The 14,074-nt window shown below is 73.4% G+C and carries 9 protein-coding genes and 1 pseudogene; 6 read left to right on the forward strand and 4 right to left on the reverse strand.

Features of this window, described 5'->3' with window-relative positions; genetic code table 11:
• Positions 1-164: 164 nt before the first annotated feature.
• Positions 165-716, forward strand: a complete 552-nt coding sequence (locus tag DEJ43_RS01255) for a YdeI/OmpD-associated family protein (RefSeq protein WP_015031466.1) — start codon at positions 165-167, stop codon at positions 714-716.
• 19 nt (positions 717-735) lie between these two features.
• Here DEJ43_RS01255 and DEJ43_RS01260 read toward each other — a convergent pair whose 3' ends face one another.
• Positions 736-1,245 carry a GNAT family N-acetyltransferase gene (locus DEJ43_RS01260; protein ID WP_233447905.1) on the reverse strand — a complete coding sequence of 170 codons (510 nt, stop codon included), beginning with the start codon at positions 1,243-1,245 and terminating at the stop codon, positions 736-738.
• 120 nt (positions 1,246-1,365) lie between these two features.
• Between DEJ43_RS01260 and DEJ43_RS01265 the strand changes: the two genes are divergently transcribed.
• Entirely contained in the window at positions 1,366-2,058 is a 693-nt protein-coding gene (locus DEJ43_RS01265; protein ID WP_015031468.1) for an NADPH-dependent F420 reductase, read from the forward strand.
• Here DEJ43_RS01265 and DEJ43_RS01270 read toward each other — a convergent pair.
• Together DEJ43_RS01270 and DEJ43_RS01275 are read right to left on the reverse strand one after the other, a co-directional pair.
• Positions 2,055-3,247, reverse strand: a pseudogene (locus DEJ43_RS01270) (threonine synthase). The gene DEJ43_RS01265 and the pseudogene DEJ43_RS01270 sit on opposite strands and share 4 nt — an antisense overlap.
• Positions 3,248-3,280: 33 nt before the next feature.
• Entirely contained in the window at positions 3,281-4,708 is a 1,428-nt protein-coding gene (locus DEJ43_RS01275; protein WP_015031471.1) for a hypothetical protein, read from the reverse strand.
• 299 nt (positions 4,709-5,007) lie between these two features.
• On the opposite strand from DEJ43_RS01275, the gene DEJ43_RS01280 reads away from it, so the two are divergent.
• The gene (locus tag DEJ43_RS01280) at positions 5,008-6,477 is read left to right on the forward strand and encodes a PP2C family protein-serine/threonine phosphatase (RefSeq protein ID WP_015031472.1); all 1,470 of its coding nucleotides are present in this window, start codon (positions 5,008-5,010) and stop codon (positions 6,475-6,477) included.
• Between the two features lie 83 nt (positions 6,478-6,560).
• On the opposite strand, the gene DEJ43_RS01285 is transcribed toward DEJ43_RS01280, so the two are convergent.
• Positions 6,561-8,054 (reverse strand): DNA-binding protein NsdB, encoded by a 1,494-nt coding sequence (locus tag DEJ43_RS01285; RefSeq protein ID WP_015031473.1) that lies wholly within the window; start codon positions 8,052-8,054, stop codon positions 6,561-6,563.
• A gap of 233 nt (positions 8,055-8,287) precedes the next feature.
• Here DEJ43_RS01285 and DEJ43_RS01290 point away from each other — a divergent pair, with 233 nt between their 5' ends.
• The 3 genes from DEJ43_RS01290 to DEJ43_RS01300 all read left to right on the forward strand — a co-directional run bounded on the left by DEJ43_RS01290 (position 8,288) and on the right by DEJ43_RS01300 (position 14,048).
• Entirely contained in the window at positions 8,288-9,415 is a 1,128-nt protein-coding gene (locus tag DEJ43_RS01290; RefSeq protein ID WP_015031474.1) for an aminoglycoside phosphotransferase family protein, read from the forward strand.
• A 366-nt stretch (positions 9,416-9,781) separates the two neighbouring features.
• Complete coding sequence (locus DEJ43_RS01295) at positions 9,782-11,701, forward strand: N-acetylmuramoyl-L-alanine amidase (protein WP_015031475.1); 1,920 nt, start codon at positions 9,782-9,784, stop codon at positions 11,699-11,701.
• A 160-nt stretch (positions 11,702-11,861) separates the two neighbouring features.
• A complete protein-coding gene (locus DEJ43_RS01300; RefSeq protein ID WP_015031476.1) occupies positions 11,862-14,048 on the forward strand; it encodes a terpene synthase family protein in 2,187 nt (728 codons plus the stop codon).
• The last annotated feature ends 26 nt before the right edge of the window (positions 14,049-14,074 follow it).

Here is a 14,074-nt window from a genome sequence, read left to right on the forward strand (position 1 = left end):
GATCCGCAGATCGTACGCGGCCCGTGCGGGCCGACTCCGGCCGCTCCCCCGGCGGTGTCCCTATCCTGGGGCGCGAGCGCTCCGGGCGACGCCCGGACCGTACGACCGACGACGACCGACGACAGGGGGCCGCTCCGGTGGAGCAGTACGAGGGACTCGACTTGATGACCTTCACGGAGACCGCGGAGCTGGAGGCGTGGCTGGAGGAGCACCATGCCGACCGGCCGGGGGTCTGGCTGCGGATCGCCAAGAAGGGCAAGGGCGGCGCGTCGCTGACGAATCCCGAGATCCTCGACTGCATGCTCTGCTTCGGCTGGATCGACGGGCAGCGCAAGGGCGGCGACGAGGCCTACTACCACCAGAAATACACCCCGAGGCGCTCGCGCAGCCTCTGGTCCCAGGTGAACGTCCGCAAGGTCGCGGTGCTCACCGAGGCGGGGCGGATGCGGGAGCCGGGTCTCGCCGAGGTGCGGGCCGCGCAGGCGGACGGCCGGTGGGAATCCGCGTACCCCTCCCAGGCGGAGGCCACCGTGCCGGACGACCTCGCGGCGGCGCTGGCCGCCGACGAAGCCGCCCGAGCCGGCTACGAGACGCTCGGGAAGACCGACCAGTACCTGATCATCATGCGGCTGTGGCAGGCGCGCACCGCGAAGGGCCGCGCGCAGCGGCTGGAGCGGACGATCGCGAAGCTGGCGGCGGGCGAGAAGCCCGCGTGAGCCGCGGGCGGCCGGCGGGTCAGCGGCTGCGGCGGTAGAGGACCTGGTGGGCGTCGTACTCGACGAACGAGGAGACGTGCGTCATGCCGACGGCCTCCAGGAGCCGCCGGGAGCGGTGGTTCGCCTCCTGGGTCAGGGCGACCACGCTGGGGGTGCCGGCGAGCGTCGCCTCGACGACCGCGGCGACCGCCTCGCGGGCGTAGCCGTGGCCCCAGTGCTCGGGCAGGAACTGGTACGAGACCTCCGTCTCCCCCTCCCGCGCCTCCGGTTCCACCGTCACGATGCCGAGCAGTACGCCGTCGGCCGCCCGCACCACGGCGTGCACACCGGGCGCGCCGACGACCCGCCGCTGCCGGATCCGGACGACCTGCTCGGCGACCGGCCCGCCCAGATGGTGCCTGACCTGAGGGTCCGTCCACAGCCGGGTGATCGCCGGCACGTCGGCCTGGCGTACGGGGCGCAGCAGGAGCCGCTCCGTGGCGACGGAAGCGGCTCGCGGTGTCGGGGCCGAGATCGGCGAGTTGGCCATACCTCCGATCATCTCAGCCCCGCCCGGGTCGTCCGTCACGCGGCCTAGGGCAAGGGGCGGACGCGGGCACGGCCCCGAGGCCGAGGCGCGGTCGGGTGCGGGGGCGGCAGGGTGGAGCTCATGCGTATCGGAATTCTCGGAACAGGAAATGTGGGACAGGCACTCGCGTCGGCGTGGGCGCGGGCCGGCCATGACGTGGTCGTCGGATCACGCCGGCCGGACGACCCGGAACGGCTCACCGAGCTCAAGGAACTCATCACGTCGGGATTACGGGTCGAGGGCTGCGCGGCGGCCGCGGCGCACGCCGAGGTACTGGTGAACGCCACGCCGGGCACGGCCTCCGTGGAGTTGCTGCGCACGATCGGCGCCCCGGCGCTCGCCGGGAAGATCGTTCTGGACGTCGGGGTCGGCTTCCTGGAGGACGGCTCGCTCTCGCACCCGGACGTCAGTCTCGGCGAGGAGATCCAGCGGGCCTTCCCGGAGACCCGGGTGGTGAAGACGCTGTGCACCATCGACCGGAAGGTGATGGTCGCGCCGGAGTCCCTGGAGGGTCCGGCCACGGTCTTCCTCTCGGGTGAGGACGCGGAGGCCAAGACGGTGGTGCGCGGTCTGGTCACCGATCTCGGCTGGGCCGACGACGCGCTCCTCGACCTCGGCGGCATCGGCACCGCGCGGGGCCAGGAGCACTTCGCCCTGCTCTTCATGGGCATCGCGACGGCCACCGGCACCTACGAGTTCGGCATCCGGGTCGTCCTCCCCGACACGGCCGGGACCGGCTCCCAGGGGCTGCCTCACGGACAGGGCGCCCCCTAGGGCCGCGTCAGGGCGGCCTCGATGGCCGTCCAGTCCGGGGGCGTCGGTGCGTGGGTCTCCCGTGCCGTGCCGATGTCCTTGTAGCCGCTGGAGGTGACCACGCACACGACCGGCCCGTCGTCGTCGTGCGGACCGTGGGCGCGCAGGCCGGCGAGGCCGGCGGCCGCCGAGGTCTCGCACCAGAGGCCCTGGGCCGCCAATTCCGCTCGCGCCGCAGTCATCTGATTATCCGTCACCTTCCTTGCCGCCCCGCCGGTGTCCCGGACGGCGAGGACGCCGCGGTAGCCGCTGATCTCGCAGTCGATGGCGTACGCGGTGGTCGGGGTCACGGGGACCCGGGCGACGGGGCGGCCGGTGCGGAGTGCTTCGGTGAGGGCGCCGGCCGCCGCGGGCTCGGTGGCGTACATCCGGGGCACGGAGCCGGTGACCCCGAGCCGGGCGAGCTCCTGGAAGCCCTTGGCCACGCCGAAGAGCAACTCGCCGTATCCGGTGGGGAGATGGACGGCCGCGGGTGCGCGGCCGAGACCGAGGGCGATCTCGTAGGCGAGGGTCTTGTACCCCTCGGGGCCGAAGGGGTGCCCGGTGTGGGCGGTGTCCGTGACGCTGCTGACGCTCTGGAAGCCGAGTTCGTCCACGATGCGGCGCATCAGGGGCCGCACCGAGGCGACCGGAACGGTCAGCACCGTCGCCCCGTACGCCCGGAGGTGGGAGGCGACCGCGGGTGGTGCGTCCGGGGAGGTGAAGACCGCGCAGGGCAGTCCGGCGCGGGCCGCGTAGGCGGCGGCCGCCGCGCCGTGGTTGCCGGAGGAGGAGACGACGACGCCCCGCGCGCCCGAGGCGACGGCGGCGCTGACGGCGACCCGGTTGAGCCGGTCCTTGTGGCTCCAGGTGGGGTTGCGGGACTCGTCCTTGATCCAGACGCCGTCGGGCAGTTCGACCAGCGGGGTGTTGCCCTCGCCGAGGCCGGGCGCGGCCAGCGGCGGGAGCAGCGGGGCCCACCGTTCGAGGCCGTGGGCGGCGGGGCGGTGAACAGGTCGGCGGGGACCTCGTCGTAGGCGTAGTCGATGTCGAGGGGGTACGCGACCTCCTCGGTGGAGGTGACCGGGCAGCCGCGGGTGAGCGGGGGCCAGAGCGGATGGCGTACCGACGGGTCGGCGAGCGAACGCTGGGCGGTGGCGAGCGAGGTCACGCGGGTTCCTTTCGGGGGCGGCGGACGCGGGGCTCAGCCGGCCATGCGTCGCGTGAGGGCGGCGAGGGCTCCGGCCTGGCGGCCGGGGACCCGCTGCCGCAGGGCGACGAGGGGGGCGCCGAGGGCGCGGGCCCGTTCCCGGTCGCCGATCTGTTCCCACTGGTGGTGTGCCCGGTCGACGGCCCCCTCGACGTCGGGGTCGTCGGCCGGCTGCCGCAGGGCGAGCCGGGCCTCGGCGGCGGAGAGCCACAGTTCGCAGCTGCGGGCGGGGTCGCCGGCGAGACGGGCGAGGTCGGCCCGCACCTCGGTCCAGTGGACGGCCTCCGCCGACCGGGGTCCGTGGCGGCGGAGCGCCTCGCGCTCCCAGGCCGCGGCGACCGACGCCGCCTCCCCGTGCCGTCCGGCCATCGCGGCGGCCAGGATCGCGGGGTGCGGGTCCTGCTCCGGGGCCGGCGCGGTAGCGGGAGCGGGTGCCAGCAGGAGCGCTTCGGGTGCGGCCGCGGCGGCGTGCGCGGCGGCCTCGGCGTGGAGGGTCGCGTGGGGCAGCCGGGCGCCGGAGCGCCAGAGTTCAGCCCAGGATCTGAGGTACCCGGGGGTCATGGGCTCGCCCCGTCGCGGGGCGGGGGCGACCCGTCCGTAGAGGAGCGGTCCCGGTCCGAGGTGGAGCAGGTCGGGTGTGGTGCGCAGGCGTTCCCAGACGGCGGGGTCGGCGGCGAGGTCGGCGACGACGGTGGTGGTGCCGGGGGTGCGGGCGCCGAGTTCGCCGGCCAGCCAGTGCCAGGGCAGTGCGGTGTAGCGGAGGGTGGCCGGGGTGGTGCGGGCGAGCGCGAGGTGCGGCAGCTGCTGGCGGCGGTCGAGGTGGAGCTGGCCCGCGAGGCAGAGGACCAGGGGGCCGGGGCCGGCCGCCGCGGCGCGGAGCCGGGTGAGGACGGTCTGCGGGTCGAGGGGGTCGGCGAGTTCGACGACGGTGGCGGTGGGGGTGCCGGTGAGGACCCCGGGCGGTACGGCGGCGAGGGCGGGCAGTACGGAGGCGGCGTCCATGGCCCGCCCGCGCCCGGCGGGCGCGGCGGCGAGCAGCACGGCGGTACCGGTGACGGCGGGGGCGGCAGGGGTGGCGGTGGGTCCGGTGGTGCCCGTGGGGCCGACGACGACGGAGCCGGCGGCGGCCACGGGGCCGTTGCCGTGCACGGCCGGGGAGTTGTTGCCATACGCGGTCGGAGACCCGTTGCCGTGCACGGCCGGAGAGCCGTTGCCGTGCACGGCCGGGGAGTTGTTGCCATACGCGGTCGGAGACCCGTTGCCGTGCACGGCCGAGGACCCGTTGCTGTGCGCGGCCGGGGAGCCGTTGCCGTGCGCGGCCGTGGACCCGTTGCCGTGCGCGGCCGTGGACCCGTTGCCGTGCGCGGCCGGGGAGCCGGTTGCCGTGGTGGTCGCGGCAGGTGTCGCGCCGGGGCCCTTCACCGTCGTGCCTCTCCCCCTCGGACGTGCCTCTCTCGCCGCTTCCGTAACTCCCGTACCAGTGGTCCCGTTGACCCCCGTACGCATGCCCATCGTGCCGTTGTCCTCGTCGTTCACCACCCCCGCACCGTAACGCGTCGGGCCCTGGCCGATAATCGCTGGGCCTTTGACATATGCCAGAAGCACCACCGGATCGAGTGTTGCCAAATCCCTTACGGGCTGTCGCGGGCTGTGCAACAGTCGTATGCGGGCCTCACTTTCCCACCTGGCCTGGCCGTGCCGCGCCTGTATCGGAGTACGACATGCCGTCCCCCCTGTTCGCGGATCGCCCCGCCCAGCAGCCGGAGCCGGGCGCGGTGGACGCGCTGATCTCACAGACCCGTCGCCTGCGCGGCGAGCTCGTCGCCGTGCGCCGGGAAGCCGTGGTCAACGACGACGACCCCCAGCAGCGCTGGCAGCGCGCCCTCTGCGACCTGGCGGTTCACCAACTCGACGACCTGGGCGCGCACTTGGGTCAGCTCCGGGCGGGCGCTCCGGAGGAGGTCGCCCCCGAGCCGATCGCCGAGGCCGCTCCCGACACGGCGCTCGCGACCGACCCCGGCACGGCGTACGGCGAGATCGCCCCGCCGCGCACCGGCTCGCTGCTCTCCCGCGTCGGCAGCGCCGAGTGGAACCTGCTGACCGACGAGGTCAGTTGGTCCGAAGAACTGTTCCAGATCTTCGGACGCGCGCGCGAGAGCGGCCCCATGTCGCTGGACGAGATGCCCACCATGGTGTTCGCCGAGGACCAGCCCGTGCTCCAGGGCCTGGTGACCGACTGCCTGATCGACGGGAAGCCGATCGACGGGGAGTTCCGGATCGTCCGGACCGACGGCCGCGTCCGTACGGTGCACATGACCGGCGAGCCCGTCCTGGACGCCGACGGCTGCACCGCGTCCATGTGGGCCGTGCTCCGCGACGTCAGCGAACTGCGGCGCAGCCAGCGGGCGGTGCGGGAGACCCGGGACAGTCTGGAGCGCAGCCGTCACATCGAACTGACCGAGCGGCGGGTCGCGGTCGAGCTCCAGGAAGCGGTGCTCCCCCCGTGGCGCGGTTCGCTCCGCTTCGCCCACGACGGCCCCGCCCCGCTCGACGTGGCCGCCCACTACCTGCCGGCCGCCAGCACCGGTCTCATCGGCGGCGACTGGTACGACGCCCTCGCGCTGCCCGACGGGGACGCGCTGCTCACCGTCGGTGATCTGACGGGCCACGGGGTCACCGCGACCTCGTCCATGGCGATGCTCCTCGGCGCCCTGCGCGGCATGGCGGTGGCCGGTATCCGGCCGGCCGCCCTGATGGGCCACCTCAACCAGCTCCTGGAGACCTCCGCCCAACCCGCGCTCGGCAGTGCGATGTGCTGCCGCTACGACCCGGTCGCCCAGACACTGACCTGGGCGCAGGCCGGCCACCCCGCCCCGCTGCTGTTCCGCGACGGGACGGGGCACGTCCTCCGGCGGCCCGAGGGCGTCCTGCTCGGAGCGACGACCGGGGCCGTGTACGGGGAGACCGAGACCCGGCTGGTCCCCGGTGACCTGCTGGTGCTGCACACCGACGGGCTGACCCGCGGCAGCGGTCTCGACGACGACAGCGGTACGCGGCGGCTGCTCGCCCTCGGCCACCGGCTGGTGGCGGCGAGGGACGCCCAGGACGGGGTGCGCGCGCTGATCCAGGAGTTCGGCGAGGAGCTGCGCGAGGACGACGCCTGCGTGATGGTGGTCCGGGTCGGTCGCTGACCGGCCCGGCGGGGAGGGGCCCCCGGCCGCGTCGCCCCGGCCGCCTTGTCCCGTCCGCCTCGCCCCTCTCCGTACCCGCCGCCTCAGGCCTGCCCCGTCCTCGGCCGGTTGACCGGTGACCTGGGCAGGGCCAGTTCGATCTCCTCGCGCAGGTGCTCGATCCTCGCGTATCCCGCGTACTGCCCGGTGAGCCGGTACATCTCCCGGAGCCGGTCCCAGGTGCGGTGGGACGAGGTCTCCCCCATGGACATCAGGGCGAGCCGGGCGTACCGGTCGGCCTGCTCGGGGTCGTCGGCGATGAAGCAGGCCGAGGCGAGCGAGATGTGGTCGAAGAGCTTCGAGCGGTCGTGGCCGCCGCGCCGCAGTTCGAGCGCCAGCTTGGCGTGACGCTGGGCGGGGATCGCCGCCGCCGGGTCGTGCTCGGCGAGCGTGCGGTAGGCGAGGGCCTGCATGCCGTGCATGTCGGCCTCGTCGAAGTTCTGCATCCAGCTCGGGTTCTTCTCGTCGCGCCGGTCGGACACGAACAGGTCCTCGGCCTCGCCGAGGGTGCGCCGCATGGCCTGCCCCCGGCCCATCGAGGCCTGCGCCCAGGCCTCGATGGTGTGGAACATGGCGCGGGTGCGGGGCAGTACCCGCTCGCCCGAGCCGTCCTTGGCGAGCTTCATGAGGTCGAGGGCGTCGTCGGGCCTGCCCAGGTGCACCATCTGGCGGGCGGCGCGGGAGAGCGCCTCGCCGGCCCGGGGCCGGTCGCCGCCCTCGCGGGCCGCGTGGGCGGCGATCACGAAGTACTTCTGCGCGGTGGGTTCGAGGCCCACGTCGTGGGACATCCAGCCGGCCAGGACGGCCAGGTTGGCGGCGACGCCCCAGAGGCGCCGCTGGAGGTGGTCGGCGTGGCGGTAGGCGAGCATGCCGCCCACCTCGTTGAGCTGGCCCACCACGGCCTTGCGCTGGAGTCCGCCACCCCGTGAGGCGTCCCAGGCACGGAACACCTCCACCGAGTGCTCCAGTGCCTCGATCTCCTCCGACCCGATGGGGGCGGCCTCGTAGCGGTCGAACCCAGCGGGGTCGGCGTGGAGGGGATCGATGGCGCGTGGGGGGGTGTTCTGGCGTGTGGGGTCGGTCTGCAGCCAGTCGTGCATGGCATTGCTGAGTACGGAGCCGGCGGCAAGCGCGGCACCCGCGCCCACCAGGCCGCGTCGGTTGAGCATGAGGTCCATTCCCGTGAATTCGGTGAGGACCGCCGCCGTACGATCGGGTGCCCAGGGCAGCCCGTCAGGGTTCTCCGTCTTCCTGACGTCCTGCCTCTTTCCGCTGCGCCCGTGTCGTACGAACCCGAGGTCCTCGATGGTCACGACACGGCCGAGTCGCTCGGTGAACAGTGCTGCCAGCACCCGGGGAACGGGATCGCGCGGGGTTTCTCCGCGGTCGATCCAGCGCCGCACCCGTGAGGTGTCCGTCGCCAGCTGGGGGTGGCCCATGGCCGCCGCCTGCCGGTTGACGAGTCTCGCGAGTTCGCCCTTGGACCAGCCGGCCAGGCCGAACAGGTCTGCCAGGCGGGTGTTGGTTTGCTCGGTCACGTCTAAGCCCCCAGGTTCTCGGCTGAGTTGACAGTAACCCCCTGTCATAGGCCTGGCGACAATTCGCCAGGCTTCGCCAGGGTGCGCGAGATGTTCCGCCACCCGCCACCGGGTGTCAGGTAGGAAAGCGCCACCCCGCCCCGCCGACCGGCCCTCATTCCCCAGGGTGCGGACCGGGGGCGGGCGGGGCGACGCACGCAACTCGTCGGCACACGAAGGGATCTGTCACCTCCATGTACACAGCATCGTCCTCCGTGTCCGCCCCGCCCCGGCCGCAGCACCGCATCGTCCAGGCCGGCGCCGGACCCTACCTCGCTCCCGCCCCGCAGGCCGTACGGCCCAGGCGCTGGGCGGCCGGCACGGGGACCCAGCCGATCAGCGGGAGAATCGATCTGTCCGGCCCCCAGGGGGCGCAGGTGAAGATGGCGATCGCCTCCGTGCACCGCATCTGCCCGGAGTTCAACCCGGTCCAGGTGCTGCGGCGCAGCGGGCGTTCCGTACTGATCGTCGGGACGACCGGGCGGACCACGGCGGTCGCGAAGTGTTTACTGGACCACTCCCCCGCGTGGGTCGAGCGGTTCCGGCACGAGATAGCGTCCTACCGCTCCTTCGTCCGCCACCGTCCGCCGGTGCGGGCGCCGCGGCTGATCGCCGCGGATCCGGAGAACTGCACGCTGGTGATCGAGCGGATGCCCGGGCGGGCGGCGGCGCTGTCGCGTCACCCCGTCGAGGCTCCGCCCCGGGCCGACGTGCGGGCCGCGCTCGGTGCGATCGCCCGGCTGAACGCCTGGCGGCCGCCGGCCGGGACCTTCGACGCCCCGCTGGACTACGGCACCCGGATCGCGCGCTACCACGAGCTCGGTCTCTTCACCGACCGGGACCGGGACGACCTGCAGAAGCTGCTGCACGGTCTGGCGCACGCGGGCGGCCGCCAGGGCATGGGCCAGTTCTGTCACGGTGACGCCCTGCTCTCCAACATCCTCCTCTCCCCCGCGGGACCGGTCCTCGTCGACTGGGAGCACGCGGGCTGGTACCTGCCGGGCTACGACCTGGCGACCCTGTGGGCGGTGCTCGGTGACGCGCCGCTGGCGCGGCGCCAGATCAGTCAGCTCGCCCAGCAGGCGGGCCCGGCCTCCCGGGACGCGTTCCTGGTGAACCTGATGATCGTGCTGACCCGGGAGATCCGTACCTACGAGACGGCGGTGCAGCGGACCATGAAGGAGGCTCCGCCGGCCGGTTCCGTACCGGTGCCGACGGGCGCCCTCGCGCCCGGTGAGGAACAGCGGCTGCTGCTGAGGCGGCTGCACGACGACTGCGCCATGGCACGGCGGGCCGTGCGCGCGGCGGTCGGGACGCGCTGAGCGCGGGCCCCGGCCGACGACACGGGGGGTGCGCCGTGCGCCCGGTGCCGACACACCGGGACGCGGCGCACCGGCACGTCCGCCCGCGCCGACTTCGGCGGCGCCCGTGACGGAGCCAATGGTCCACTCCACTGACGCGTCGCTGGCCCGGGACCCGTCTTCGCGAAACTCCGCCAGATGGCCTCCATTCCCGCTCTGACGTGGGAACTTCCGTTCGCGCAGGCGTGATTGACGGATCGTCCGGGAGCCGATACCCCTGTACGGGTTCGGTCCCGCACGCCCCGGTGTCACCCCCCGCCCCTGGAGGCTGCCTTGCTCCGTTCCGCGTCCCTCAGACGTACGGCTTCGCGTCGTGCACCGAGAACGGTGGGCGTGCTCGCGTCCGCCGCCCTGCTCTTCCCCCTGTTGTCCGCCGCTCCCCAGGCCGGTGCCCAGGTGCCCGAGGCGGGTGCCCTCCAGGAGCAGTTCGCGCGGGCGGCCACCCGGCACGGCGTACCCGAGAGCGTGCTGCTCGCCGTCTCCTACCTCCAGTCGCGCTGGGACGCGCACGGGGGCGCGCCGAGTGTGACCGGCGGCTACGGGCCGATGCACCTGACGGACGCGGTGACGGCCCTGGCCGGGTCCGCGCCGCACCACTCGGAGGAGGCGGAGGACGCGCGCGGCGACTCCTCGCGCGCCGTGCGCTCGGGCGCCGGTACGCCGGTCCCGGCCGCCGCGTCGCTGCCCGCCCGGCTGCGCACCCTGGAGCGGGCGTCCGCGCTCTCCGGGATTCCGGCCGAGGAGCTGCGGACCGGGACGGCCGCGAACATCGAGGGCGGGGCCGCGCTGCTCGCCGCCGCGCAGCGGGAGGCCGGTCTTCCCGCGAGCACGGACCCGGGCGACTGGTACGGGGCGGTGGCGCGGTACTCCGGCGCCGACGACTCGGCGACCGCCTCGACGTACGCGAACGACGTCTTCGACGTGATCCGGGCCGGGGAGTCGCGGCGTACGGACAGCGGCCAGGTGGTGACCCTCCCGGCCGCCCCGTCGGTGGAGCCGGCCACGGAGCAGGTCGCGGCCCTCGGGCTGCGCCGCCCGGCCGGCGGGCCGGTGGAGTGCCCGCGCTCGGTGGCCTGCGAGTGGATCCCGGCGCCCTACGAGGAGTTCGGCGACGGCGACTACGGCAACCACGACAAGGCGAACCGGCCCGACTCCCAGTCGATCGACTACATCGTCATCCATGACACCGAGGCCACCTGGGACGTGACCCTGAAGCTGGTGCAGGACCCGACCTATGTGTCCTGGCAGTACTCGCTGCGGTCCTCCGACGGACACGTCGCGCAGCACCTGCGGCTGAAGGACGTCGGCTGGCACGCGGGCAACTGGTTCGTGAACGCCAAGTCGGTGGGGCTCGAGCACGAGGGCTTCCTGACGGCGCCGGACTCCTGGTACACGGAGGCGATGTACCGGACGTCGGCGCGGCTCGTGCGGTACCTCGCCGCCCGTTACGGCATCCCGCTCGACCGGCAGCACATCCTGGGCCATGACAACGTGCCGGGGACGGTGACGTCCTCGATCAAGGGCATGCACACCGACCCGGGTCCGTACTGGGACTGGGCACACTACTTCCGGCTGCTGGGCCGTCCGATCACGCCGAGCGCCGGTCCCCGGGCGGAGGTGGTGACGATCCGGCCGGAGTACGGCGCGAACCGCCCGGTCTACACGGGCTGTGTCACGGCGGGCGAGGCGTGCGCGCCGCACGGCAGCGGGGCGGTGCGCCTGCACACCGCCCCGAGCGCCGACGCGCCCCTGGTGAAGGACATCGGGCTGCGTCCGGGCGGGCAGGACTCGACCACCGGCGTCAACGACACGGGGGCGCGTGCCTCGACGGGGCAGAGCTTCGCGGTGGCGGAGCGCCGGGGCGACTGGACGGCGGTCTGGTACCTCGGGCAGATGGCGTGGTTCCACAACCCCGTGAAGGCGCCGACCGCCGTGAACGCCCGGGGGCTCGTCCTGACGCCGCGCGAGGGGCTCGCGTCGGTGCCGGTGTACGGCCGGGCGTACCCGGAGGCCGCGGCGTATCCGGCGGGTGTGCCGGTGCAGGCGGTGTCGCCGCTGCCGTACCGGCTGCTCGCCGGTCAGCGGTACGTGGTGGGCGGCCGGACCCCGGGCGAGTACTTCTTCGCGCCGGTGTTCGACAGCAGCGGGCACAAGGTGGTCCGGGGTCAGGAGGAGTACTACCAGATCCAGTTCGGCCATCGGGTGGCCTTTGTGAAGGCCGCTGACGTGCGGGTTTCCCCGTCCTGACGGACGGGTGACCGAAACGCGGGGGGTGGTGCCGGAGGAACGGTCCGGCACCACCCCTTCGGCGTTCATAGGACTATTCGGGAGATCGCGTGCGCCGTACGGGCGACGGGTAAAGGTGGGCCGGACAACACCCCCCGCTCACCGGAAGGCCCCCCAGCACATGCCTCAGCCCTTCGTTATGCCGGACTTCTATGTTCCGTATCCGGCGCGGCTCAATCCCCATCTGGAGGCCGCCCGCACGCACACCCGGGACTGGGCGCGGGCGATGGGGATGCTGGAGGGTTCCGGGGTGTGGGAGCAGCACGACCTCGACTCCCACGACTACGCGCTGCTCTGCTCGTACACCCACCCCGACTGCGACGAGGAGGCCCTGAACCTCGTCACGGACTGGTACACGTGGGTCTTCTTCTTCGACGACCACTTCCTGGAGATCTACAAGCGGCCCCAGGACCGGTCGGGCGGCAAGGCGTACCTCGACCGGCTGCCGCTGTTCATGCCGGCGGACCCCGCGGCGGGCATGCCCGAGCCGACCAACCCGGTCGAGGCGGGTCTCGCCGACCTCTGGCTCCGGACCGTCCCCTCGATGTCCGAGGGCTGGCGGGTGCGGTTCGCGGAGGCGACGGAGCACCTGCTGTACGAGTCGCTGTGGGAGCTCGACAACATCAACGACGGGCGGGTCGCCAACCCCGTCGAGTACATCGAGATGCGGCGCAAGGTCGGCGGCGCGCCCTGGTCGGCGGGGCTCGTCGAGTACGCGGCGGGGGCCGAGGTCCCCGCCCAGGTGGCGTACTCCCGGCCGCTGCGGGTCCTGAGGGACGCCTTCTCGGACGCCGTCCACCTGCGCAACGACCTCTTCTCGTACCAGCGCGAGGTGGAGGACGAGGGCGAGAACAGCAACGGCGTCCTGGTCCTGGAGAAGTTCCTCGGCTGCACGACCCAGGAGGCGGCGAACGCCGTCAACGACCTGCTGACCTCACGGCTCCAGCAGTTCGAGAACACGGCGCTCACCGAAGTGCCGCTGCTCGCCGCCGAGAAGGGGCTGAGCGCGGCGGAGTGCGCGGCCGTGGCGGCGTACGCGAAGGGCCTCCAGGACTGGCAGTCCGGGGGCCACGAGTGGCACATGCGCTCCAGCCGCTACATGAACGAGGGCATGGTGGGCGGGCCTTCGCGGCTCGAAGGGGTGCTGGGGACCTCGGCGTTCGACATCCGCACCCTGTTCGGGCGTCCGGCGGCGTCCCGGCTGCGGTCGCTCACGCACGTGCCGCACCAGCGGGTGGGGCCGTCGCTGCTGCCCGAGTTCGACCTGCCGTACCCGCTCGCGCTCAGCCCCCACCACGCGGAGGCGGGGCGGCTCTCCCTCGACTGGGCCGAGCGGTTCGGCCTCCTGGACGACCTCTGGGACCGGCCGATGGCGGAGGGCTTCGACCTGGCCCTGTGCTCGGCCGGGCTCGACCCGGACGCCACCCTGGAGGAGCTGGAGCTCAGCACCGAGTGGCTGACCTGGGGGACGTACGGGGACGACTACTACCCGGCCGTCTTCGGGCGGACGCGCAACCTGCTCGGCGCGAAGGAGCAGACCGAGCGGTTCAAGGCCTGCATGCCGCTGGACGATCCGGCCGCCGGGGCGGCTCTCGCGGTGAACCCGATGGAGCGCTCGCTCGCCGACCTGTGGGCACGGACCGCCGGTCCGCAGTCGCCGGAGGCCCGCGCCCAACTGCGGTACGCCCTCGACGTGATGCTGGACAGCTGGATGTGGGAGCTGCACAACCAGGCGCAGCACCGGGTGCCCGACCCCGTCGACTACATCGAGATGCGCCGCAGCACCTTCGGCTCCGAACTGACCATGCTGATGTGCCGGTTGCGGCAGGACGACGTGCTGCCGCCGGAGCTGTACCGCTCGGGGACCGTGCGCGCCCTGGAGAACGCGGTGATGGACTACGGGGCGCTGATCAACGACCTCTTCTCGTACCAGAAGGAGATCGAGGTCGAGGGCGAGGTGCACAACGGCGTTCTGGTGCTGCAGACGTTCTTCGACTGCGACTACCCGACGGCGGTGGCCATGGTCGACGACCTGATGCGGGGCCGAAGGCGCCAGTACGAGCACCTCAAGGCGCGCGAAGTCCCGTTGATGTACGAGGAGTTCGGTCTGGACGCGGCGGGACGGCAGGCCTTCGAGGCGTATCTGCGGGAGCTGGAGGACTGGCTCGCGGGCATCCTCAACTGGCACCGGAAGGTGCGGCGTTACGGCGCCGAGGACGTGCGCTCGGGCAGCGGGAGCACGCTACTGCGCGGGCCGACCGGGCTCGGCACCTCGACGGCGCGGGTGGCGGCCCTGCTGGGCCGCTGAGGCGGCGAGGTGGTGGAAGAGCTGGC

The organism is Streptomyces venezuelae ATCC 10712 (assembly GCF_008639165.1).
In the GTDB taxonomy this organism is placed as follows: Bacteria; Actinomycetota; Actinomycetes; order Streptomycetales; family Streptomycetaceae; genus Streptomyces; species Streptomyces venezuelae.

Excerpts from the sequence above, each read along its gene's own strand:
- DEJ43_RS01255 (WP_015031466.1), top strand. The coding sequence starts at position 165 with ATGACCTTCACGGAGACCGCGGAGCTGGAGGCGTGGCTGGAGGAGCAC.
- DEJ43_RS01260 (WP_233447905.1), bottom strand. The coding sequence starts at position 1,245 with ATGGCCAACTCGCCGATCTCGGCCCCGACACCGCGAGCCGCTTCCGTC.
- DEJ43_RS01265 (WP_015031468.1), top strand. The coding sequence starts at position 1,366 with ATGCGTATCGGAATTCTCGGAACAGGAAATGTGGGACAGGCACTCGCG.
- DEJ43_RS01280 (WP_015031472.1), top strand. The coding sequence starts at position 5,008 with ATGCCGTCCCCCCTGTTCGCGGATCGCCCCGCCCAGCAGCCGGAGCCG.
- DEJ43_RS01290 (WP_015031474.1), top strand. The coding sequence starts at position 8,288 with ATGTACACAGCATCGTCCTCCGTGTCCGCCCCGCCCCGGCCGCAGCAC.
- DEJ43_RS01300 (WP_015031476.1), top strand. The coding sequence starts at position 11,862 with ATGCCTCAGCCCTTCGTTATGCCGGACTTCTATGTTCCGTATCCGGCG.